A 23,140-nucleotide genomic window follows, 5' to 3' on the forward strand; every position below is an offset into this window, starting at 1 on the left:
CGCAAAACTTTGCCACTTTATCCAAGGTAGCTGCAAATAGAAAGCAAGAGAAGTATTTATCTATGCTATGCTTAAAAATACAAGTTACTTCTATTTCAATTAACTTGATTGACCAAGCTCTAAAATACAGGATAATTCGTGTTTTTTAGAACTGAGTGACCAATATACGCTAAATTTAAAAATTATTATTGATAATGGAAAAAGATGGCAAAAAAAGAAACTTCCAATTCGACGAATTTAGTAGCCGATTTAGAAAAAACAATCAATACATTGCAAAAGAAAGTCAATCATTTGGAAGCACAATGCACTCAATTGAAAAAACTACTTGATGCCTTGCCTGGAGACATCTATTGGAAAGATTTACAGGGAGTATGGGCGGGAATAAATCAACGGTGTATTGAAAGCCTACACCATATGAAATTTATCAAGGAGTGCAATGAAAATGAAGTGATTGGTAAAACCGATTATGAGCTATTTAGTAAACAAACTGCGGATCTATTTCGGGCGAATGATCTTGAAGTAATCGAAAAAAATGTTGAATTGTCCCGAGAAGAAAAAACAATGTTACCTTCTGGCGAAGAAGTCATTTTGCTTTCTACTAAAAGGCCTTTATTAGATAAATCAGGAAAGATTGTTGGCATAGTTGGCAATACCATCGACATCACTTATCTAAAAAAAATCGAAACCGAACTCATGAAGGCTAAAGACAAAGCAGAAGCAGCGAACCGAGCTAAAGATGAGTTCATCCGTCACATGAGTCATGATATTCGTACCCCTTTAAGTGGGATTATTGGCATGTCGAGCATTCTGGAGCAAGAAGCTCAAACTGCTCGAGAAAAAGAACATGCACGCATGATTAATATCAGTGGAGAGCATCTCTTAGCACTGCTTAACGGAGTACTCGATATTATCGCTGCAGGCAGCCAACAAGAAAATGTAATTAATGAATCGGTATGCAATGTCCATGATTTGATTCGCAGCATCACCGAACTCGAATTTCCCACCATCACACTAAAAAATTTAAACTTAATAGTCACTATTGATATCAATACCCCAGAATGGGTAGCTACAGATGAGGTAAAACTTCATCGGATTTTATTAAATCTATTAGGGAATGCGGTTAAATTTACGGAAAAGGGTTTTGTTGAGATAGGAGTCAAGCCAAAGTCGCACAGTCATGGAAAAACATTCCTGGAGTTTTTTGTCAAAGATACCGGGCCTGGCATTAAGCCTAAAGATAAAAACAAGATTTTCAAACGCTTTTATCGTGCAACGCCTACCGATCAAGGGATTTACTCAGGTCATGGTGTGGGCTTGCATATAGTGAAACGCTATACTCAATTATTAAAAGGAAAAATACGTGTGGACTCAACCTTCCATACAGGAACTACGTTTACACTGACAATCCCCGTACACATTGCGGAAAAACCGGCAAATCAACCTCAACCGCCCCTATCCACCATCACCATGCAAAACAATCCTCTAGCAAATACAGGTCACTCACCTCTTGTACTGCTGATTGAAGATAATGCGATTGCATTAAAAATGTTAGAGAATCTTTTGCAACAATTGGGTATCCGCTTTTTATCTGCATCGACGGGGAGCAAAGCGCTGGCGTTATTTCAATCACATACTTTTGATTGGGTATTAACTGATATTGGTCTGCCTGATACTACGGGGATACACCTGGCAAAACAATTTCGTGCGCATGAACAAAACAATAATCAACCCCCAACTCCGATCATTGGTTTGACCGCCCATGCGGTAGCTGATGTAGAAAATGAGTGTTTGCAAGCGGGGATGAATCGAGTAATTACTAAACCCTTGCGAAGCAACATGCTGGAGGAATTTTTGGCGCACTACAGCACGGTTCAAACTGACGATTTACCCACCACAAAATTTGAATCCATGCTGCCAATTGATGAGTATCCATTGTTTGATTTGACTCACGGTATAAATAATCTAGGCTCAGAAACGGCACTCAAAAAAATAATGCCTCTATTCATTGAAGAAAATGTCAAAGATTTGATAAAAACAACACAAGCGTGGGAAAAGCAAGATCTCATTGAAATTCATAAAATTACCCATAAGATGAAAAGCAGTGCCCTTTATTGTGGCACCATCCGCATGCGCCATGCATGCGAAGCTTTGGAACGACATTTCCAACACCATCCGAAAATTTACCCACAAACCCTGTACCAACAATTTCTCCAGGTGCATCAGGAAACCATAACAGCGGTACAAGATTGGATTCAACAATAACAAATTTATAAATGATTAACCAAGGCCGCGCCTTGGCCCGACCTTGTGCTGGACAGATAGTACATTCTGTTAAAAATGGGTGGGGCTTTCTGCTCGCATCATTTCCTGCAAGGTAGATTGCGATTTAAGTTCAGGAACAAGGAATTGAGCTAATGCCTCTGCATTCCCTATAGGAATTTCCTTTGGCACCTCTCTAAATACAACTGTTTTCTCCGAAGTATAATTTTGTGCAAACTCTTCGAGTATACCTGATCTCATGATTGCCTCAGCATCCTCAATCGTCAGCAACCTTCTCTCAGAAGTGGAGAGAGTCATCAGACCTAGTTCATCAGCGCGATGATTCATTCGCTCATAGGCAGATTTAAAATCAGGAGCACCTGAATGCCTGGTAGTTACAATTTCTATAGCCCAAGGCCGCCGAACATACTCCTCATTATCAATCGTTCGACTGTGAACCTTTTTAGCAGCCATAAACTTCCCTAGAATTTTACCAGGAGCGGTAATCTCAACAACTCTCATGACATCAGTACCAATTTCTGGTCTCCAATTATCTTGTCCACCAGTTCCCAAAATCATTGTCACCTCATTGTTTGTTTGCGCTGTATCAACAATAGACTTATAACTTGTCCGCACCGATTGATCCTCTCTTTCATTTTTCAATCGTGCGTATTCCTCATAAATTTCTCTATCGAGATGTAATACTAATTGAGGACGAATAAATACTTTGGGCATACCCATCACAATAATATATCCTTTGGCAGGTAGAACAGATAGGCCTTCAGCATAGTCTTGAACTGTATAAGGGCAAGGAGAAGCAGAGAGAAGACAACTACTATTATTCATCTCAATAAACTCGGGAATTTCTAAATTTGATTCTCTTCTCGTATATTCCCCAGTACCCATTTCACCAGATCGCATTATCTCCACTATTTCATCTGTACCTGCTGTACCTCGATAAATAATACCTTCTCCTACTGGTAAACTCCTCAATAACTCAGCATGCCCGATATCCTGCTCCACAGTGGACCTATAGGGATAGTTTGTAAGTAACCCTGCAGATTGGGCTGTTTGGCTTAATACCGCTCCTCTAAACGCAGCTCCTTTTCCAGTTAGTTCTCCCAGTTTAAAGAAACTTCTTCTCATAGCGGCCTCTTCACTCAAGTATCCAAGTAGTTTGGGTCTGACACCAAAGCCATCAAACATCTGAAATACATAGAGGTATGTAACCTGTTGCTAGAAAACAGCGTACCTCGTCGAAAGTGATAACATTCGATAGATGCTCAAAACCCAAGGCGACATGTCACTGCTCAGGGTATGGCTCTTCTCATGCCCCACAAAATGACAACAACTTAACCGTTAAGTTCTATTTATAATCATAGAGTACGTCAACTTAAATGTCTAATTAGAGATCAAGTTGAGGCTGGATTATCCAACAAGGTGTTGCAAAGGCGTTGCGCTGAGGTATTAAGGAGCAATTCCTTAGAAATGGTTGAATAACTGAGCTGACGTTTTAAATTAGTGAGTTATTTCTGATCTTTCTTAGTTATATTTGTTTTTTGCCCGGAACAAAGATTATTAAGCCTTATTACGCAAGCATTTAAGGTTGCGTTAATAGTGAACAGTGTATAATTAAGTAGGTTATATAGACTCAAGGTTAATATGGCTGGCTATTTTCGTCTTAGTAATATTGTCTATCCGTTTTTATTTAAAGCCGCTTCAGGGCGGGTTGAAACCAAAGCTTCAGCGTTAGACCTCACTCTAGAACACCGCAGTAATGTGATTATTGTGCATGACTCAATACCCATTGAATCACTTGCAACATTTTTTGCATTTCTTGATACGAGAAATGATTTAACCCAAAAGCATATCTTGTTTGGAGTGGTGGGCCAAGGAGCTACCGAACAACATATTGTCACCATGCATCTTCCCCCAAACGGAGCACAACCTAAAGTCTATGACTCCAAATTCAGCAATCCTGAGCGTTTTTTTTCACGCGAGCCATCCAGCAATACCCTTACCGGTATTGCAAGCAGTTTATTACATGCCCTAAACCCATTGGCAAGTACAGAACAAACGGTTGACTTAAGCCATTTTAATGCTCCGCAAATCAAATCAGCCTGCTATTATTCTTTGGGGACACAATCATTTTTTGATGGCATTACTTGCGGTTATCATACGGGGCATCTCATCAAAACTTTAGCCGATTTTCTTGAGGAGGACGCCAATTTCGCTCCAAGTAATGAACGGCTTTTAGATGCATTAATAGCTCCCGTAACCACTTCCGCAAAAGAACTTCATGATCAACAAGCCCCCAAAGTCTCCGAAACCTCCATTTTTTCTTTTTTAAAAAAGGCCTGGCAGGATACTTTTTTGCCTCTTGTTAATGAAGATGAACGAAATAATTATCATTTTGGGCACTATTTTATGGGTTGGCCATCACAGGCAAAAGGCTCTAAAATCGCTTATTTTATCACACTCAAGTTTATTACCAGCCCATTAACTAATTTGCTGTCACTTGCTCTTGAGTTCCCACTTAATTTGCTGAGTGAAACATCCTCTTTTTTAAAAAATCAGCTCCTATCCTGGGCGCCAACGAATGGAATAACCCAGAGCATACGCAGTGTTTTGCTGCTTAGCGCCATTGGACTACAAGGGCTGTTTAAGGCTGCAAGCTATCTGCTTAGGACCATTACCTCACCTATAGTCAGCTTTAAGGCAGCTCATAAAATTCATCCTGCTTTAGGATATCTCAGCGCTTTAGCCTCAGTATGTTTTATTGGCGGAATAATAGCGACTCTCGCAGTATTCGCCCCACCTATCGTCGCAGCACTTATGCCAACCATGGGGCCTGGAGCATTATCCATGCTTACAACCCTGGCCTACCCCTTTGCCCAGTTATTTTCTTTAATAGGCGTATCGATTTCCGCGGCTACTGGAGCAACACTCTCTTTAGCGACAGGAGCCTTGTCTATAGGTGTCCTGCATTTACTCGGTCGCAAAACCATTTATCCTGAGGAGAATCAAGCTGAGGAGCAGCATGATTGTGCTAAAATCCCTGAAACAAGTAATGTAGATGCCCATATGAGAGCAAGAGATGCCCAAGGTAATGATCTTGATGATGATGATGAATTCCTTGAGATAGCGGCGCCTAATTCAAGTGACATAGCGGTGCGTGATTCAAGTGACATGTTAAACACCAGTTTTGGCAGGCTCGACTCAGAAACCTCTAAAAATTCTGGCAGGAAGCCCAATCTTCAGGATATGATAGATAAAAGTCCAAAATTTTTGTAAAAGCCATGTTTCCTATGACCACACTTGATACACTAATAGCCGAAGTGGATAATGCACTGCGTACATTATTTCCTCCAGCACAGAGAATGAGTGCTCGTCCCTCTCCTGCAGAACAACTTAACGACACGAACCTTTCTATACAAGAAAAGAAACATATTGCCGGTCTCATGCGCGTTAATCATGCGGGGGAAGTTTGCGCACAGGCACTTTATCAAGGCCAGGCTTTAACGGCACAACTAACGCATATAAAACAGCAAATGAGCGATGCCGCGGCTGAAGAAACGGATCATTTGGCCTGGTGTGAAGCGCGATTGGCGGAATTGGATTCAAAACCAAGCATCTTAAATCCTTTTTGGTATGGCGGCTCGATGATTTTAGGTGCAGTTGCGGGCTTGGCCGGAGATAAAATCAGCTTAGGCTTTGTTGCAGAAACCGAGCGACAAGTCTCTACTCATCTCCAACGGCATTTAGATAAATTACCCGAGCACGATAAAAAATCGCACGCAATTCTCATTCAAATGAAAGAGGATGAAGAGCAACATGCAGCAACTGCGTTGAAGGCTGGGGGTATTGAACTTCCCTATGTCGTGAAACAGTTAATGCGTGCTGTTTCAAAATTAATGACTAAAAGCAGTTACTATGTATAATAGTCTGATGAAACGGAGCGGAATCCGCAATTAAGTGGTTGAATTTCTAGAAATTAGACTAGATAAAGCTATGGCGCAAGGAACTATTAGATATGGACTCGGCCATTTTATTCACACTTTTTGTTATCTTAATTGCCTATGCCTTTGACTTTATCAATGGCTTCCATGATGCAGCAAATTCTATAGCGACGATTGTTACTACCAAAGTTTTGACCCCTAAACAAGCCGTATTATGGGCTGCTTTTTTCAATTTCATCGCTTTTTTAGTTTTTAATTTAACCGTAGCAAAAACCATCGGTAATGGACTGATTAATACTGATTTTGTCGATGCACATTTTATTTTAGCAGCATTGGTCGGCGCTATCTTTTGGAATCTTGTCACTTGGTATTATGGACTTCCATCAAGCTCAACTCATGCACTTATTGGCGGACTAGCTGGTGCGGCAATAGCCAAAGGAGGATTTTCATCGCTAAAAATATCCGGTTTTGTCAAAGTGATTGGTGGAATTTTTATTTCGCCGGCGTTTGGATTATGCATTGCGCTGCTTGTGACCTATTTTTTTAATCTCTTATTACATCAGAAAACGAAAACTGAACTGAAACTCTTTAAAGGATTTCAGCTGTGTTCTTCAGCACTACTTAGCTTGACCCATGGGAGTAATGACGGACAAAAGACCATGGGTATCATTTCAATATTGCTGTTTTCATCAGCATGGATTGAAGGTCCATTTTATGTTCCCTATTGGGTAGTTATTTCATGCCAGGCAGCCATTAGTCTTGGAACACTGGCAGGAGGATGGCGCATCGTACGTACGATGGGTACCAAAATTACAAAACTGGATACCATGAAGGGCTGTGCTGCTGAAACTGGCGCGGCCGTTTCGCTTTTTATTGCGACTCAATGTGGGGTCCCCGTCTCCACCACCCATACCGTAACCGGAGCAATTGCAGGAGTAGGTTTAACTAACGGAATTGTTGGAACCCATTGGCATGTTCTTAAAAGAATTTTCTTTTCCTGGCTCATTACAATTCCTGCAGCAGGAATAATATCTGCCGCATTGACATTGAGTCATATTTAAGAAGAGCAAGCTCCACCGCCATCAAAAAAACCGCTTCCACGTGTGGGAGAGAAGATTTCTTAACTGATGCAACGAATCTGAATACTTACCTATTTTTTTCTCAAATTGCTATGGCTGTAACTAAAGGCAAAATAAATTACCAAACCAACCACCATCCAAATCACAAAACGGATTAAGGTAATTGAGGGCAAATGAATGATTAAATAAAGACAGGTTGCCATCCCTAAAATAGGCACATAGGGCATCGCGGGGGTTTTGAACGGACGGTGCATTTCTGGCTTTTTATAATGTAAAAACAATACGCCAGCACAGACTATAAAAAACGCAAATAAAGTACCTACATTCACCAGCTCAGCCAAAATATCCATAGGAATAAAAGCAGCCAGTGATGCCATTAAAACACCGCACAATAAAATAATTCGTATGGGGGTGTGAGTCGTTGGATTTGTTTTGGAAAAAAGCCTAGGTAATAAACCATCACGCGTCATGGCTAACATAACGCGTGTTAAACCATAAAATAATACCAACATGACGGTAGTCAATCCTGCTATAGCACCGACACTGATCAGGCTGGCTACGGATTTATAACCTAAAACTAATAAAGCATGACTAATTGGAGATGCAACATTGAGCGTACTGTAGTGCGCAATACCTGTTAATAATCCGGAAACGATAATATATAAAACGGTACAAATAAATAATGAACCGATTATTCCTATAGGCAAATCGCGTTGGGGGTTGATCGCTTCTTCAGCAGCTGTAGATACCGCATCAAATCCAATATAAGCAAAAAATATTAATGAGGCGCCTTTAATTACGCCCTCCCAACCAAAAGGTAAAAATGGTGACCAATTGGCCGGGTGCACTTCTCCTGCAGCGATCACAATAAAAAGAAGGACCACAAAAAGTTTGATCATCACCATAATATTATTGACTCGGGAGCTTGATTTAACCCCCCAAATTAATAAAGCAGTTAACGTCGCAATGATCGTACAGGCTAATAAGTTAAAGATACCACCCTCTAACGGACCATGTAAAAATACTTTAGGAAGATTTATTTTTATCGCCATCAAAAAATCATTTGCATAACTGCTCCAACCTACAGAAACTGCAGAAACAGAAATGGCATATTCCAACAACAAGTCCCAACCCACAATCCAGGCAATTAGCTCACCAAAACCGGCATAAGCATATCCATAAGCACTACCACATCCACCTATAGATGCAGCCAGCTCCGCGTAGGATAAAGCGGAGAAAATGCAAGCAAATCCAGCCAATACATAAGAAAAAATAACCCCTGGTCCTGCATCTCTTGCCGCGACAATTCCCGTCAAAATAAAAATACCAGCACCGATAATGGCTCCAATACCTAAAAGAGTGAGATCAAAAGCCGTCAGACATTTAGTAAGCTGGGATTCCCCCACTGATGCATTGATCTCTTTTTTACGAAACAAGTCCATGGTATGCTCACCGTTTTGAAACTCATAATTCTATATAAATAAGCAAGAATGCTGCCAAATCAGAATAGGAAACCCTGATCAAAATTTATATTTTGTAGTATAGATCTCGCTTAGGTTTAAATTAAATGAAAAACTTTACCTTACGAATGATCATTATTGGTCTGTTAACACTGTTTTCTTTTAATACGTACAGTAGTAATCCCTCCGTAATTTCTTCTTCATCTGTAACTCAAAAAGAGCAAGAAAACGATAAAGTGGCTTTGACAAGCAACGAACCTAAAGGATGTAAATATTGGCTTCCATTATTTAAACCTTTTTGCCATCGCCTGCATCAGGTATGGACTGAGGGAAATACGGATCTTTATCTTTCTGGCTATGCTTGGCATAACCGCTTTACCTATTCTGCCGAACGGCTTCGAGAAAAAAAATACAACGAGCTTGCATGGGGAGGCGGATTTGGCAAAGGCTTTTTTGACGAGAAGGGGAATTGGCACGGTCTGTACGCCTTTGCGTTCCTAGACTCTCACCGTAATCTAGAACCAACTGCAGGATATGCCTATTTGAAAGTAGCAAATCTGACTAAAGATTTTAAGGCAGGTTTGGGATTTTCTATTTTAGTTACAGCACGTCCTGATATTCTACACAACATTCCTTTTCCAGGAGCCGTGCCATGGGCTGGAGTGTTTTATAAAAAACTTTCTCTCAAAGCTGCCTATGTTCCTGGATCATCAACCAATGGCAATGTTCTTTATATTGTAGGAACATACTCTTTTGATAAGTAAAAGAGTACTGCATAACCAGAGTAAACCCGAATTGGCGCTGCATGATCCTATGGATAGAACAAAAAATCCGAATTACGCTGCGCTAATCCGGCGACAAAACATCATCACCTTACCAATAAGTCCAACTGCTTTTTTTAAGATAATGTGCTATGTTTTAAGGACTTCCATCAGAAAATTTATAAAATGAAATCCTTTATTGAACAAGCGCAATTTTACGCCGCATATCATCAGAACATTCAGACACGCTACACGCACATGGCAGGCGTCCCCATCATCATCTTGTCTGTAATGATCCTGTTGGGTTTTATAAAAATAATTATGCCTGGGGTTTTTGCTACAAACCTTGCCTGTATAGGCACGTTGATTGCCTTAATTTATTATTTTCGTTTAAATTGGCAATTATCTTTGGCGCTTACGCCGATAATGCTCATCCTGTTATTAATCGCCAATTGGTTTAGCCAAGACGGCCCCACAACATTAGGCGTTTGGTCATTTGTCATTTTTTTTATAGTGGGTTGGGGCTTACAATTTTACGGCCATTATTTGGAGGGCAAGAAACCCGCTTTCATGGACAATTTATGCCAAGCGTTCATTGCCCCTTTATACTTAGTTGCAGAACTCTTTTTTATGGCCGGCTTGATGTCATCGTTAAAAGCACAAATATACGGCCCTGAAAAAGATACACTCTAATATGTAGATTGGAGCCTTGGTCCAACATTTAAAAATGCATTTTGACCTTTGTTGGGTCAAGGCTCAATCTACTCCGTAAAAAATTAAAGATATTTTTTAGTTTTGACTTTCATCAGAATAGATTGTTTTGCTTTCCAAATGAATCTTACGAAAAAACTGATGAATCAGAGGTGAAAGTATAATCACCATAATCGCAATAAAAGCCAAACCACTGAATAAGGCGTAACATCCAGCAAAAACCTTACCAGAAAATGTTACCAAATTGGATGCTGGCCCCATACCTGAAAGAATCATCGAAGCATTCATAAATGAATCAACCCAGGACATTTGCTCCAAATGATGATATCCCAACATTCCTATAAAAAGGGCGGCTGCGGTCATAAGCATTCCAAAAAAAGCATTACGCAGCATATGCTGGTATACATTAGCTGGGGTTAGGATACTTTTTTTCTTTTTTCTTTGCTTTTTCATATGTACTCCCTGTACACGAGTCATCCGTTCAAGTCTCAGCAAATTGCGGCATCATTATTTTAAAGCAATAATGAATTTTTTGATTGCGTTTAAAGTCCTGATCTATCGTTTGTGCGCTTATGTCTTGTACTGAATATTTTTCTTTAAGTAGAGGATCCAATTTAAATTGACGTAAGTTAGTAGAAAAATATAAAACACCACCTGGATTTAATAACCGCATGGCGGAGTTCACTAAAACAACATGATCGCGTTGGATGTCCAAGGTATCCGTCATGCGTTTGGAATTGGAAAAACTGGGGGGATCTAAAAAAATGACATCAAAACGATCGCGAGCGACTTTCAACCATTCCCGACAATCAAACTGCAGAAACTGATGTTTGGATAAATCAATATGATTGAGCTTGAAGTTGTCCTCAGCCCAGCGTAAATAAGTATTAGAAAGATCGACATTAGTTGTCAATGCACCCGCTAAAGCAGCATGAACACTGGCACTGGCAGTATAACAAAAACAATTGAGGAACCGAGTTCCTGGTTTTAATTTGGCGAAGCTTAAGCGCATTAAACGATGATCTAAAAATAAACCGGTATCCAGATAGTCATATAAATTGACTTTTAATTTAGCTTGGCCTTCTGTAACAATCATAGATTGTCGACTTTGCCCTAGCTTTTGGTATTGCTCACTTCCTTTTTGTTGTTTGCGTTGCTTCACTACCAAATGATTAGGTTCTAATTCTAATACTTTGGGGACAACTTGCATCACTTCCAGGCTACGTTTCTCTGCTTTATGGGCAGGAACACTAGCAGGAGCAGCATATTCCTGGAGCACGGCATAATCATTATATACATCAATAGCGTACGCGTATTCAGGTAAATCGGCATCATAGATTCGGTAACAGGAAATATGATTTTTTTTCGCCCATTTTTGTAAATGACGATAATTTTTTTCCAGTCGATTAAAAAGCATTTGTGCACTTTCAGATAAAGTACTGCTCATGCTCCCTTTAAGCTCATTCGCAACGTGAATATCCAAACAATAAAGCTTACACTCCAGCGCCCCGTTATATAGGGTGTATTGTTTGTTGGCACGTAATCCTAAAGCCTTAGCCAGCATAGGATTAGAAGTCAAAACTGCTGCCTGCCAACCTTGATAATGTTCATGCAAAATTTTGCCGAGCTGCTGATAGAGCGGGACCAAATGGGTCGCCTCACTGAGACGCTCTCCATAAGGAGGGTTACATACGACTAATCCTTGTTGTGCTGATGCCTTAACGTCTTTTAATGCTTGCGTTTTAAACTCAACCAATGGAGCCACCCCAGCGCGTTCAGCATTTGCACGTGCGATAGCAATTATTTTGTGGTCCGCATCCGTACCTAATAAAGTCAATGGCATTGATTTAACCTGCTTCAAGGCATCCACCCGCATCTTTTCCCATAATGAGGATTGATGTTGTGCCCAATATTGCAAGGATTGATCTTGGCGCAATAAACCAGGGGCAATCTGTGCCGCCATCATAGCCGCCTCAATAACTAATGTGCCTGCGCCACAAAAAGGATCATGTAAGGCATAGCCTTTAGAAGCCAACTCTGGCCATTTAGCGCGCATCAGTAACGCAGCAGCGACATTTTCCTTTAAAGGAGCCGCACCTGCTTTATGGCGATATCCTCTTTGATGCAAACTGTATCCAGTAAGATCAAAACTTACCGTGACCACGTCATTTTTTAAATAGGCATGAATGAGAATTTGTGGTTTTTCCTTATCCACAGAAGGACGAGAATGATTCAATCGTCGGAAATGATCGACGATTCCATCCTTAACTACCTGAGCACCATACATAGTATTACGAATATGTTCAGAAGACCCATGAAATTCAATCGCAATGGTTTTATCCTGTGAAAAAACCGTCTGCCAATGAAATTCGGTACACAGTTGGTGGAGAGATTGTTCATTGCCGGCGTATCCGCTAAAAAGAATTAATTGGATGCGATTGGCTATTCTTGACCAGAGACATAAGGTGTATAAGGTCAATAAATTGGCCTCTCCATAGACGCCTTGTGGATTAACCCGGGTAACCGACAGGCCTAAAGCTTTTAATTCCTCTTCTAATAAATACTCAAGCCCACGTGGACAGCTGATAAATAGAGAATATTTCATTCTATGGATGACCTCAAATAGCGGAAAAGTGCCTTGGCAGCGCCTGTATTTTTTTCTTTCTGCTGATCATCAACTGCTTTTTTAATGAGTTGTCTTAAATGCTGTACGTCTTCAGGTTGATGCGCTTCAATAAATGCGGTTAATGCTTCTTTACCCTCGTTGATTAAGCGATCACGCCAATACTCAACCTCATGAAAAGATGCTGTCACTGCACTGTCTTCCTCAAGCACCCGCTCATAAGCCGCCAAAATTTCTTCATAATCGGCGGCACGCATCAATTTTCCAATTAATTGCGCTTGTCTTCTTTTGGCACCATGACTTTTAATTGATTTTGCCTCGATAATGGCTTTATACAAATTTTCTGGTAAGGGAAGTAAATCAAGTTTGGTCAAACTTAAGTCGATAAATTTTACACCCATTTTTTGCAAAAAATCGGCTTCTCTTTTTTTCTGTGATTTACTGACTGGTTCATCCATAGCAGGTTCTTTTAATCTCTAAGTGTTTACGCCCTATTCACTGAACGGCTGTTTTGGTACTGCTTACGCGAAAATCATGCTTAGAAAACCTCACATACGGAGGTGTGCTTGATTCCTCAGGATCATTTTCGCGATACCTTCGCTCAAATCCAACCGTCCCCCAAGATTCAAGCATACCCTCTGAACGGTCACTTTAATCTTAAAATTAGCTCATCATACTATATACTTCACGCCCTCACCAAATGAGGGCATGATTTTACTGATTCTTATTCTGCTGCAACGAGGGAAGCAGGTCTTGGAGTTTGTACGTACTGTTTGCTGGGTCTGGAACGTAAATAGGTACGTCCCACAGCAAAGAAATTATAAATCAGGATGAATAATAAAAGGTAATGCAACCAAGTTATGGTTAACTCCATAAAAATGGGGATAGTAACTAGGACACCCAAACAACCAGAAAGACTTAGAATCATGGTTTTCTTTAGAGGAATTTTATTATGTTTTAAGAATACCAAAGTAGTTAATGGTTGTTGCATGGCTCCAGCAGTAGTCATAATTGGAAATGCTACCACAGGCGAAATATTCATTAAAAAGAGCACACCTTGCACCATAACGAACAAACCAACGCCTACCGAAGTTAAAGCGCCACAGACCACCATTGCTAAAAAGCCTACGATCAATTTCCAGGAATGCAACTCCGTGAGCTCACCACCAACGGGTAATAAACGGAATTGGTGTGAAATTAACAGCATAATAATTAAAGCAAAACAACATATCATCGACAAACGGATTGCTTGTTTGCTTAAATGACTTACGACAAACCCACCCAGCAAGCCACCAACACAGGTACCCATAACTAAGGTTAGGAGAGTGGTTAAATCCACATTAATTAACCCCATAAAAAACAAGGATTCGATTGTTCCAGGGATTACTTGTGCTCCATTATTGACAGCCGGCATTTCATCATCACGAAATGTGCCCAAAAACTTAGCCAAAGCGACATTAACAGCGAAACTACCAACACCCAAAGTATCTGCAATAAAAGCAATCACCCCGCTGACACTTAATTTCAAATATTGCATTAAAGATAAAGGTTCAGCGGGCTGACGAATGAGCTTAAAAACCATCACAGCTACGCAAATCAGGCTTAATACCAAAATGCTTAGAGTAATAAAAAGGATGACCATTCGGCTACCAACCTAAATAAATATTGAACTGCGTATTATATACTAATTCCATTGCCCAGCAAAGAACGCGCAGATCAAAAAAGGCTCTTTGTGAGCTGCGTAAAGACACAAATAAGCTGCTTTTGACGCAATTGTATAATTGAGGTACAGTAGATTTGGACCTTGGTCCAACATTGCCTTCAAAGCAAATAGATTATGGAATTTTGTTGGGCCAAGGCCCAACCTTCAGCAATTGGATTTAATGAACTGCACAACTTGTGGTACTTACACCGACTTGATCAAAAACTGTTTTAACCATTTGTTGATCCACACTCAAGTCTTTTGCAGCATAAAGCACGCCACAAGCACCCTTTGTAAAGTTGGTCGTCGGAGTCCAATATTTGCTGTTGGCAATGATCATCATCTGATAAGCCTTTTTAATCCCTATATTTTTCGCCAATAAGTAAAATGCTTTATTAAATATCCCGCTCGCTGTATGCACTATAAAATTCTGTCGCTCTTGAGGATTTGGAATGCGTGATTTCGCGTAAGCAACTAATTCAGGATAACTAATGGCGCAATAGGCACCATGACTTTGAGCTAAATTTTTATCCATACAATCAGCAGAACTGCCATCTGAAGAAGGAAAATCCATAAAGCGTAAAGCCTTGCCAAAAGAATCGCGCACAATCGTCTCACCAATCCCCCATGTTACCGTATTGGGCTCCAGATATAGTTTATTATAAAACTGAGGAAACTTTTCCAAGAGATAAGCACGCGCTGCTTGACCGGCCATATCTGACAATGATTCATTAAGAGCACCTGACTGATCGTGGTATTCAAGATTTGAATGTTGCTCGGTAAAACCATGAGTAACCTCATGACCTGCGACATCCAAAGAAACCAAAGGATAAAAATCCTCGCCATCGCCGAAAGACATATATTGTCCATCCCAAAAAGCATTATCATAATTTTGGCCAAAATGAACGCGCATCACTAACTGCATTGGGGTCCCATTCGTATTTTGCAGTGCGTTGATTCCATACCAATCTTGATACATATCGACAATGGTTTGGCCGAAGTAATACGCATCATTGGTTGGCGAAAAGGCACCATTAACGTTTTCTTCCGTATTGTTGTTGCAGGTATATTGAAAAGGGGTGCTTAAAAGATCATTCCAATCCCAAGCCGATCCCAGATTAACCAGTTTTACCTTGGCTGTATCCATAACGCACTGACTGCCATTTTGGATTACCTCCAAAAAGGGTAATCCATCTCTTCCATACCAATACTCATGTACTTTTTCATTGCCACCAGGACCACCATCCCTATAATTTTTAATATTATTCCATTGCTTGGTGATTTCACCGCTTTGTGCATCAACAATAAAAAATGGCCATGCGGGCTTATTATCAGTCTGAGTTGTTTTAAATGAAACCTGATAAACCAGTTTCAATTCATTCTGTTGCTCGGCTCTAATTTGTAGCTCGCTCATCTCTTCATAAGTAGGCATTGGCGAATTAAAACTGAACCAAGATTTTTTAGCTAAATCAATGGCTTGATTCGGGGTCAACGCGGGTTGTATATTCAATTGCATGTCGTTAAGTAAATGCCCGTTTACTTGGCCATCCTCTTTAGTAATCATAATTTGTGCCCCGACAACTGGAATTCCGCGATACATTTGCTGATATCGCATAATCGTTTTTGCGTGCTCCTGAGTCTGATTGACTTGCTGTAGGGTATTTTTTTCTGCACTTGGAGTTGCTGCTGTACGGGCACTCACATGAGATGGCTTCTTAAGTGAAAATTGAGACAGACTAGTTAATGGCGCCTGATATAAATCTACTTCTGTTACAGCAAAGGCATCATAAGCGACCAAAACAAGAGTAAAGCCTAGAAGTTTTTTTATCATAAAAATCACTCAAAAGATCCAGAGTGACACCATGATGGCATTAAAATAAACACTTCACAAGTCAATTGTGCAAATTTTTTCTATCTGTTCTGGGGCAAACAAAATATTTTTTTTCAAAAGATTAACTAATGGGGCGTACAAAAATTCAATATCCTAAGTCGCCAATTAACTCAAATAATACCAAAATTAAAAAAACAGTTAATCGGGTCAATAGAATCAATTAACTAAAAACCAGCAGGGCTCAGAGCCCTGCTGGTTTAGCTAATTTGCCAAATTACGAGCACAGCGAATACCAAACGCAAAACTCTTCCCATTTAGCAGTTGCTCACTGGGTGGAAAGCCCGTTTGAAATAGTCTGTTCCATGCAAAAATGCCCACATCAGATGATTCGGTGCTACTCCAGTATTCACCAGGATCAAGCATTCCACCAATACCCTGTAAGAACAATTCATTGAGCATATTCGTGCTCCCTGGAGTACATAGTGAGGGACCAAAGGGATTAAAAGGCCCTAATTCACACATTGCCGGTAAATGCCAATCTAAATATCCCCCATTGCTAATACCTTTGCATACGCCAGCGGAATAGGTATTACCGGTTGAAAAAAAGGTAAACATGTTACTGGTGTTGCAGAATCCATCATCTGGACCATCGCAGTTAGCCTGTCCCAAACTAAGAACGGCAGGGTAAGAGGATGTCGCATTAGGAGAGGGAGAAGAGGGGCTGGAAAAGTCTCCTATCCCCCAAATCGGCGTATCTATGCCACCTGGACTCCAAGGAATGCCTGTCGTGGGTAATACTTGATCATTTAATGCGGCAACAATTCCACCGATACTGGCTGTAGTAGGGGTTGTATCGTCAATTGAAAAAAGATAGCCACTTTGATAAATGCATCCAAAACCCAAGATCACAATATTGGCACTTGCTGGAGGCCCTGACACCGGAAAAAATATGAAATCACTCGGAGTCGGTGAACTTCCCAGCGTACAATTTGACGTGGAGGTGGCAACAGCTCCTGGATCAATAGTTATTGAGCATGAGGCACCGGGTGACAAATTAACAACACTGGAACAGTTATCTATCGAAACTGTTGCTGATCCAGGTAATGCTGGAAATGGTCCGATCACACCGCTCAGCGTAATGGTTTGATTACTTGTGTTAGTTAAAGTTAATGTCCTTGGAGCGCCTCCACCCAGCCCGGAAAGTGCCAGAGTGGATGGATTAACAACCAGTCCCGAGTTCGGAGTAACAAAATCACTGTAAGCAGCAAGGCCTTTGCCACTGGCATTATTTGCAACCACCGTAAAAGTATAAGTTGCCCCATTAGTAAGACCCGATATCGTAGTCGTTAAAACAGAACTGGCTACTGTAACCGGTGTTTGTGCCGTAGCGCCAACAAATGGGGTAATGGTATAGCTTGTAATGGGCGAATCGCCTATATTTGTAGGCGCCCCCCATGTAAGTGTGGCTTGTCCATTGCCGGCAACTGAAGTTAAATGAATCGGTGCTCCGGCAACTGCGCCAAGCACCGTAGCCGGTAAACTGATTGTATTCGTGTTGGTCCCCTGGATAGGAATAGTTTGCGTCGTTGCTCCTGTTGCATTAAACGTTATCTGGCACGAAGCCCCAGGCGGCAAACTGGAACCGCACGTTGTGCTTTGTACGCTAAGAGGACTGGTTGGTGATGCAGTAATATTGCGTGCCGTTGTATTTCCAAAGTTGGTTACAGTCACCAATTGACTGCTACCGATAGTCGTCGTAAAAGTTGCAGGAGTGACACCCAAACTAGCCGCACACTGAAAAGCCTGAATGTTAAAAAGTGTGGTGCTGGTATTGGTTCCTTTGACAATCACATTGGGCACGGTAAAGGCTACTGGGGCATTCGTAAAAAAAGAAATCGTGCAATTTCTTCCTGGAGGCAACGTAGCAGGGCAACCATTATTTTGCACTACATAAGTATTAAAATTAGAATCAGTCGATGAGGCACTAATGTTCATCGCATTAATACGTGACTTATTAGTAATCGTAATAGACCCAGGTTGAGACAAACATCCTAAATCTTTTTGAGTAATCTGAATCGTACAATTTTGTAATGAGGGGGAGCAATTGTTCGCAGCATTTTTATTACTGCCATTGACCTGTATGCCCAATGACGCGGTGTTATTTGCAGGTTGCGGGGGACTCATTGAAGCAAACACTGGAGTGGCAACAATTAAAAAACAGAGTACGCTGAGCTTATTACCAATGGTCATCATCTATCCTTAATGAGTTGCATTATTTACTAAAAGAATCGGGTTCAATAATGCATGACAAAAAAACCTATTATCACGTTTATTGTTCATAGAATCCAGAAGATAAAGTATCAAAATGCGCCTATAAAATCGCTTAATCTTGAAAAAGCATGTCTATTGAATCTTAAAGTGTGGCGTGTTCTTTACTCACTCATGGTTTCTATTAGTTACACTCAATCACATCGCTTCGTACTATTGCAAAAAAGATGGTCTCTGTATATGGTTGCATGACAACGCGTTCCGTTAATTAAGGATGATTTCATGAGTCGCTCAACACTGCGAAGGTTATACTTTGTTCTCTGTTTCATTGTTCCGCTACAGCTATTATGGGCGCAGGAATCTCCTAAAATAAAAGAAGAAGCCTCATTAACCATTAGTTTTGGAGCTACCGTACCAAATTGTTCTAGTTCATTGCAAAATTGTGTGATTCAAATTAGTCAAAACTTCCCGCAGTGCCTCTCTAAACCTGGCACCATTACGATCACGAACAATTCCAGAATTGTGGCGAAAAATATACAAGCATCATCTGCGGACAGTAATTTTATTAATTATGTCGTGCAAAACAATGGATGCCCAGCTTCATTACAACCGGGACAAAGCTGCAGTATTTCCTTTTTTACCAATACTTCAGTAACCTTTTTAATTCCTAATGTATTAGTCAAAGGAACCAATACCACCTCAACTTTTTTTAATATGCACGCTTTGGCATGCCCTACGACGCAAGCGCGGCTAAGTGCCACTCCAACTACAGTCAATTTAGCCTTTGGAGGCGCTGCAAAGAACGTCACCCTGACCAATATTGGCAATGCAAATGCGAGTAATATACAAGCTACATTGGCCTCTCCTACTCTGGGTATTTCCGTAACAAACAATTGTCCTTCTACTCTAGCACCCAATGCTTCATGTCAATTCACCTTTGTCTCCGATTCCACTTCGGGAACGACCACCGCGACAATCCTTGCCAGCAACGCCTCAAACTCAGTTCCAATAACCATTAATGTCAGTTCAACTCCCGTCACGGTAATCTCGGTTCCTGCGACTGCAATTATTCCTGTTGCTGATTCAGTTGGGGTGAGTTTTAACGTAATAAATCTCACCAGCAATCCAGCCTATAATGTAACCGTAAATCTACCCCCTGCCTGGACAACGGTGAGTAGTACCACATGCAGTGTTATCCCAGGAAATGGCTCCTGTAGCTTAACTATAACTTCCAACGCATTTACTGGTTATGTTGCTCAGGGTGGGATATTAGTTAACGGGGATAATATAAGCTCTCCGCCAACAATGGCCTTAGCTTTTTCTATATTTGATTATTTGATATTTTCTGTTCAGGGCCCCAATATGTATGTAATACAAAATGCTGATTCAGCATCCTTATGGAGTGATGACGCTCCGGCGCCACCGTTTCCTATACCTGGCATCACTGAAACGTCTAAAACGTCTAATAATCCTCCTGATGCATGCAACGGTGCTACTGAAGGCTTATGTAATACACAACAAATAGTGAATCATTATGGCCAGTTTGCAACGAATAATGCTGCTGCTTTATGTTATCGCATTCAAAATGACAACACCGGTCCGGTCATGCCAGGAACCTGGTATTTACCTGCGGTTTGTGAGCTTGGAATATATGAGCCAAATTTACCTAATGGCAGCGATGCGGCATGCCCTACTGGGTTCCCCAATGTCGTTTCTAATTTATATAATTTAGGATTTTTAGCTGACTTAGCAGGCAGATATTGGAGCTCTACGGAATACAATAATGCAACTTCTGATGCATGGTATCAGGAGTTTTTTGGTAATCAAAAGAGTACCCAGGGCGCTGAATTTCGGGAGGACACAAACAATGTTCGTTGTGTCCGAGTCATTGGCCCAGCTTAACGAGTAGACAATAACATTAAGGATAAATAGTATGTTTGCTAAACAATATGCCGTGCTTTTTCTTTGTCTTTGTACTTCCTTTTCTGCAGTTCATGCAGGAATAGTAGAGCGCTATGTACAAAAAAGACAAGAAGAAAGAATTCCCTTAGTAGCCGACAAAACCATACGAGTCGCATACTTTAAACAGTTGATCGATCATAATGATCCTACAGTGGGTACTTTTTCACAACGCTACTACATCGATGAATCCTATGGCCTCAGTGATGATTCCCCCGTATTTTTTTATATTTGCGGTGAAGCAGCCTGTACGAAACGTGCATTAAATGGGGCAATCAGAAACTACGCACAAAAATTTCATGCCAAACTGGTTGCCCTAGAACATCGATATTATGGGGAGAGTTTGCCTTTCAATTCACTATCCACTAAAAGCTTACGCTTCTTAACTACAGAAGCAGCTCTAGATGATTTGGCCTATTTTCAACGCCATCTAAAAAATGAAAGAAACTGGAATGGCAAATGGGTCGCTTTTGGGGGCTCTTACCCCGGCTCTTTATCCGCTTATTATCGTTTAAAATTCCCATATCTGGTGGTAGGTGCTTTGGCCTCGTCAGCACCCGTAATGGCAAAAGAAGATTTTGTTGAATATGATGCCCACGTGACCCAAGTTGCAGGATCACATTGCGCCAGTCAAATACGTGAGGTGGTCAGTGAAGTAGAAGCCAGCTTGAATGATGCAGCACAGTGGGCGCAAATGAAATCACTATTTGATGCCTCTGCGGTTGCCGATCCGGTGGACTTTTTATACTTGATTGCTGATACCGGTGCTGCAGCAGTGCAATATGGAATGCGCGATGCATTTTGTTCCAGCTTGGCAACCAGCCCGACACCACTTCAAGGTTATGCAGAGTTCGCTAAAAAACTATATAAAGACATGCATGTCAGTGCGGTAGAGATGACCGCACAAGGCGCCATGAGTGAAAATCCAAGTGATTATAAAGACGGCTTAGGGATGCGGCAATGGTACTACCAATCGTGTAAGGAGTACGGATATTGGCAAAATGCCCATCCAAATCCAACGCGCTCTACTCGTTCTTCATTAATTAATCTGGATTATCATCATAAAATATGTCAACGATTGTTTGGTCTAACCCAACCAGTCAATACGACAGAACTGAATAACAGTCTTTATTTTCCTTTAATGGATATTCTTACTTCTAATATTTATTTCACGAATGGAGAAAATGATCCCTGGTCTACACTGTCTTTGGCAGAAAAAAACGGCAATGCGATTAATCCTAAATTGACTTATCAATTGATTGAAGGAGCGGCTCATTGCGATGATTTGCATAGCCCCTCCTCACTCGATTCAGATTCTTTAAAAAACGCTCGCCAAATGATGGAGTCGTTGTTAACGGAGTGGCTTAAGTAAATTTGAGCTGGTTGATTTATAACCCTCATCCCTAGCCCGCTTGCGGGAGAGGGGTCGGGGGTGAGGGTTCTACTACTTAGGCTGATGGAAGGGATGTTCCTCTTCACCCTCATCTTTAGCCCCACTCAGACGTGTTCTAGGTATTCGCTCCAAAGCGTTCCATTTATCCAGTGCATCAAGAAAACAAGAAGGGGATAAAGCCTCCACCTCTTCATGAACAGGTAATTGCAATAAAGGAGGAATATCCGTCACTCCCTTACCATTTAATTCCTGTATCAACTGTACATTTAATTCTTTAACAGTAGCGAGGGTAGATAAGCCGACAAATGGAGAACAAATAAGCGTCACGGGGCTTTTATCTTCTGCACGAAAAAGCTCTTGCGCCGTGTCATCTTGATGCACCAATCCTTGATGAGGCCCCATTAGCTGTGCATCATGCATTTCTCGTTGAATTTTTCCAAATCTATGTTCCAATTGCTGTAACCAATCATCACCTAAATGTTTTTTTAAAAATTCTTTTGTTTCATCACGTTCAATTAACTTGTCTAGCCTAATCCGATACTCCTCACTGTAGAGAAATTCAGATAAGACAAATGCATCTTTTTGGTACTTTGTATGAAAAAACATAGGCGCACCACCTTTTGTCGCTTTAATCTCAAAAACCATCACATTAGAAGAAAGATCAAGATCATTAGAAAAACCCGATCTCCATGCCCACTGAGCATCATGATACAGCTGGGATAAACGAGCGCTATCATTGATGATGCCTGAGGATTCGAATACAGCCAAATCATGAGTAAGTGAGGCTAAATCTGCTAAAGCCCCTAATTTTGACAGGGTTATTTTGTCATGATCATCAAAGTGAGTTTTGTGCCAATGCCTTGATTTAAAAGTTAAATTTCTTAGGGTCTTAATCACCGCAAAACTAATTCCGGTATCTTGCTCTTTCAGTTTCCCTAACTCTAGGATTTTTCTATTTAGCTCCAAATTGCCCATCGCATTTTCTAAAAAAGCAACAACCCTCTCTTTTTCTTTACCTGCTAACTCGAGACCCCGAGTAGGGTTATCCGCATGCATTAACCTATTCAGCAAAAATAATGCATCTAAATCTTCGCTGCTAAGTCCTGTTCCTTGAATTATTTCTTCTCGAGTCATA

General features: G+C 40.9%; 17 protein-coding genes. 8 read left to right on the forward strand and 9 right to left on the reverse strand.

All coding sequences use genetic code 11. The features are described 5' to 3' along the window. Positions 1 to 204 precede the first annotated feature (204 nt). Positions 205 to 2,262 carry an ATP-binding protein gene (locus ACF8MK_RS04790; RefSeq protein WP_392538395.1) on the forward strand — a complete coding sequence of 686 codons (2,058 nt, stop codon included), beginning with the start codon at positions 205 to 207 and terminating at the stop codon, positions 2,260 to 2,262. Between the two features lie 69 nt (positions 2,263 to 2,331). Here ACF8MK_RS04790 and ACF8MK_RS04795 read toward each other — a convergent pair whose 3' ends face one another. Further along, positions 2,332 to 3,405 (reverse strand): hypothetical protein, encoded by a 1,074-nt coding sequence (locus ACF8MK_RS04795; RefSeq protein ID WP_392538396.1) that lies wholly within the window; start codon positions 3,403 to 3,405, stop codon positions 2,332 to 2,334. 516 nt (positions 3,406 to 3,921) lie between these two features. Here ACF8MK_RS04795 and ACF8MK_RS04800 point away from each other — a divergent pair. The 3 genes from ACF8MK_RS04800 to ACF8MK_RS04810 all read left to right on the forward strand — a co-directional run bounded on the left by ACF8MK_RS04800 (position 3,922) and on the right by ACF8MK_RS04810 (position 7,279). Further along, the gene (locus tag ACF8MK_RS04800; RefSeq protein ID WP_392538397.1) at positions 3,922 to 5,553 is read left to right on the forward strand and encodes a hypothetical protein; all 1,632 of its coding nucleotides are present in this window, start codon (positions 3,922 to 3,924) and stop codon (positions 5,551 to 5,553) included. A 14-nt stretch (positions 5,554 to 5,567) separates the two neighbouring features. After that, positions 5,568 to 6,200: a 2-polyprenyl-3-methyl-6-methoxy-1,4-benzoquinone monooxygenase gene (coq7, locus tag ACF8MK_RS04805; RefSeq protein WP_392538398.1), complete on the forward strand. Its 633-nt coding sequence runs from the start codon at positions 5,568 to 5,570 to the stop codon at positions 6,198 to 6,200. A 92-nt stretch (positions 6,201 to 6,292) separates the two neighbouring features. After that, positions 6,293 to 7,279 carry an anion permease gene (locus ACF8MK_RS04810; protein WP_392538399.1) on the forward strand — a complete coding sequence of 329 codons (987 nt, stop codon included), beginning with the start codon at positions 6,293 to 6,295 and terminating at the stop codon, positions 7,277 to 7,279. 89 nt (positions 7,280 to 7,368) lie between these two features. On the opposite strand, the gene ACF8MK_RS04815 is transcribed toward ACF8MK_RS04810, so the two are convergent. Then, positions 7,369 to 8,739 (reverse strand): amino acid permease, encoded by a 1,371-nt coding sequence (locus ACF8MK_RS04815; protein ID WP_392538400.1) that lies wholly within the window; start codon positions 8,737 to 8,739, stop codon positions 7,369 to 7,371. 125 nt (positions 8,740 to 8,864) lie between these two features. Here ACF8MK_RS04815 and pagP point away from each other — a divergent pair, with 125 nt between their 5' ends. Both pagP and ACF8MK_RS04825 read left to right on the forward strand, forming a co-directional pair. Then, a complete protein-coding gene (gene pagP / locus ACF8MK_RS04820; protein WP_392538401.1) occupies positions 8,865 to 9,521 on the forward strand; it encodes a lipid IV(A) palmitoyltransferase PagP in 657 nt (218 codons plus the stop codon). Positions 9,522 to 9,704: 183 nt separating this feature from the next. Next, a complete protein-coding gene (locus ACF8MK_RS04825) occupies positions 9,705 to 10,211 on the forward strand; it encodes a DUF962 domain-containing protein (protein ID WP_392538402.1) in 507 nt (168 codons plus the stop codon). A 96-nt stretch (positions 10,212 to 10,307) separates the two neighbouring features. On the opposite strand, the gene ACF8MK_RS04830 is transcribed toward ACF8MK_RS04825, so the two are convergent. From ACF8MK_RS04830 to ACF8MK_RS04855, 6 genes are all read right to left on the reverse strand, one after another. Further along, the gene (locus tag ACF8MK_RS04830; protein WP_392538403.1) at positions 10,308 to 10,682 is read right to left on the reverse strand and encodes a hypothetical protein; all 375 of its coding nucleotides are present in this window, start codon (positions 10,680 to 10,682) and stop codon (positions 10,308 to 10,310) included. Between the two features lie 28 nt (positions 10,683 to 10,710). Beyond that, the gene (gene rlmKL, locus ACF8MK_RS04835; RefSeq protein ID WP_392538404.1) at positions 10,711 to 12,834 is read right to left on the reverse strand and encodes a bifunctional 23S rRNA (guanine(2069)-N(7))-methyltransferase RlmK/23S rRNA (guanine(2445)-N(2))-methyltransferase RlmL; all 2,124 of its coding nucleotides are present in this window, start codon (positions 12,832 to 12,834) and stop codon (positions 10,711 to 10,713) included. Further along, complete coding sequence (yjgA, locus tag ACF8MK_RS04840) at positions 12,831 to 13,310, reverse strand: ribosome biogenesis factor YjgA (protein ID WP_265705085.1); 480 nt, start codon at positions 13,308 to 13,310, stop codon at positions 12,831 to 12,833. Before yjgA ends, rlmKL begins: the two co-directional genes overlap by 4 nt. Before the next feature lie 266 nt (positions 13,311 to 13,576). Beyond that, positions 13,577 to 14,494, reverse strand: coding sequence for a sulfite exporter TauE/SafE family protein (locus tag ACF8MK_RS04845; RefSeq protein ID WP_265705084.1), 918 nt, complete (start codon positions 14,492 to 14,494; stop codon positions 13,577 to 13,579). 238 nt (positions 14,495 to 14,732) lie between these two features. Beyond that, entirely contained in the window at positions 14,733 to 16,385 is a 1,653-nt protein-coding gene (locus ACF8MK_RS04850; RefSeq protein ID WP_392538405.1) for a M4 family metallopeptidase, read from the reverse strand. Positions 16,386 to 16,646: 261 nt separating this feature from the next. After that, positions 16,647 to 18,635 (reverse strand): fibronectin type III domain-containing protein, encoded by a 1,989-nt coding sequence (locus ACF8MK_RS04855; protein WP_392538406.1) that lies wholly within the window; start codon positions 18,633 to 18,635, stop codon positions 16,647 to 16,649. A 300-nt stretch (positions 18,636 to 18,935) separates the two neighbouring features. Between ACF8MK_RS04855 and ACF8MK_RS04860 the strand changes: the two genes are divergently transcribed. Further along, positions 18,936 to 20,555 carry a hypothetical protein gene (locus ACF8MK_RS04860; RefSeq protein ID WP_392538407.1) on the forward strand — a complete coding sequence of 540 codons (1,620 nt, stop codon included), beginning with the start codon at positions 18,936 to 18,938 and terminating at the stop codon, positions 20,553 to 20,555. 31 nt (positions 20,556 to 20,586) lie between these two features. Then, on the forward strand, positions 20,587 to 21,984 hold the full coding sequence (locus ACF8MK_RS04865) for a S28 family serine protease (RefSeq protein WP_392538408.1): 1,398 nt from the start codon (positions 20,587 to 20,589) through the stop codon (positions 21,982 to 21,984). A 72-nt stretch (positions 21,985 to 22,056) separates the two neighbouring features. Here ACF8MK_RS04865 and ACF8MK_RS04870 read toward each other — a convergent pair whose 3' ends face one another. Further along, the gene (locus ACF8MK_RS04870) at positions 22,057 to 23,139 is read right to left on the reverse strand and encodes a hypothetical protein (protein WP_392538409.1); all 1,083 of its coding nucleotides are present in this window, start codon (positions 23,137 to 23,139) and stop codon (positions 22,057 to 22,059) included. Between the last annotated feature and the right edge of the window lies 1 nt (position 23,140).

This window comes from Legionella sp. 227 (genome assembly GCF_043161935.1).
GTDB classification, from domain to species: domain Bacteria; phylum Pseudomonadota; class Gammaproteobacteria; order Legionellales; family Legionellaceae; genus Legionella; species Legionella sheltonii.

Excerpts from the sequence above, each read along its gene's own strand:
- ACF8MK_RS04790 (WP_392538395.1), top strand. The coding sequence starts at position 205 with ATGGCAAAAAAAGAAACTTCCAATTCGACGAATTTAGTAGCCGATTTA.
- ACF8MK_RS04795 (WP_392538396.1), bottom strand. The coding sequence starts at position 3,405 with ATGAGAAGAAGTTTCTTTAAACTGGGAGAACTAACTGGAAAAGGAGCT.
- ACF8MK_RS04800 (WP_392538397.1), top strand. The coding sequence starts at position 3,922 with ATGGCTGGCTATTTTCGTCTTAGTAATATTGTCTATCCGTTTTTATTT.
- coq7 (WP_392538398.1), top strand. The coding sequence starts at position 5,568 with ATGACCACACTTGATACACTAATAGCCGAAGTGGATAATGCACTGCGT.
- ACF8MK_RS04810 (WP_392538399.1), top strand. The coding sequence starts at position 6,293 with ATGGACTCGGCCATTTTATTCACACTTTTTGTTATCTTAATTGCCTAT.
- ACF8MK_RS04815 (WP_392538400.1), bottom strand. The coding sequence starts at position 8,739 with ATGGACTTGTTTCGTAAAAAAGAGATCAATGCATCAGTGGGGGAATCC.
- pagP (WP_392538401.1), top strand. The coding sequence starts at position 8,865 with ATGAAAAACTTTACCTTACGAATGATCATTATTGGTCTGTTAACACTG.
- ACF8MK_RS04825 (WP_392538402.1), top strand. The coding sequence starts at position 9,705 with ATGAAATCCTTTATTGAACAAGCGCAATTTTACGCCGCATATCATCAG.
- ACF8MK_RS04830 (WP_392538403.1), bottom strand. The coding sequence starts at position 10,682 with ATGAAAAAGCAAAGAAAAAAGAAAAAAAGTATCCTAACCCCAGCTAAT.
- rlmKL (WP_392538404.1), bottom strand. The coding sequence starts at position 12,834 with ATGAAATATTCTCTATTTATCAGCTGTCCACGTGGGCTTGAGTATTTA.
- yjgA (WP_265705085.1), bottom strand. The coding sequence starts at position 13,310 with ATGGATGAACCAGTCAGTAAATCACAGAAAAAAAGAGAAGCCGATTTT.
- ACF8MK_RS04845 (WP_265705084.1), bottom strand. The coding sequence starts at position 14,494 with ATGGTCATCCTTTTTATTACTCTAAGCATTTTGGTATTAAGCCTGATT.
- ACF8MK_RS04850 (WP_392538405.1), bottom strand. The coding sequence starts at position 16,385 with ATGATAAAAAAACTTCTAGGCTTTACTCTTGTTTTGGTCGCTTATGAT.
- ACF8MK_RS04855 (WP_392538406.1), bottom strand. The coding sequence starts at position 18,635 with ATGACCATTGGTAATAAGCTCAGCGTACTCTGTTTTTTAATTGTTGCC.
- ACF8MK_RS04860 (WP_392538407.1), top strand. The coding sequence starts at position 18,936 with ATGAGTCGCTCAACACTGCGAAGGTTATACTTTGTTCTCTGTTTCATT.
- ACF8MK_RS04865 (WP_392538408.1), top strand. The coding sequence starts at position 20,587 with ATGTTTGCTAAACAATATGCCGTGCTTTTTCTTTGTCTTTGTACTTCC.
- ACF8MK_RS04870 (WP_392538409.1), bottom strand. The coding sequence starts at position 23,139 with ATGACTCGAGAAGAAATAATTCAAGGAACAGGACTTAGCAGCGAAGAT.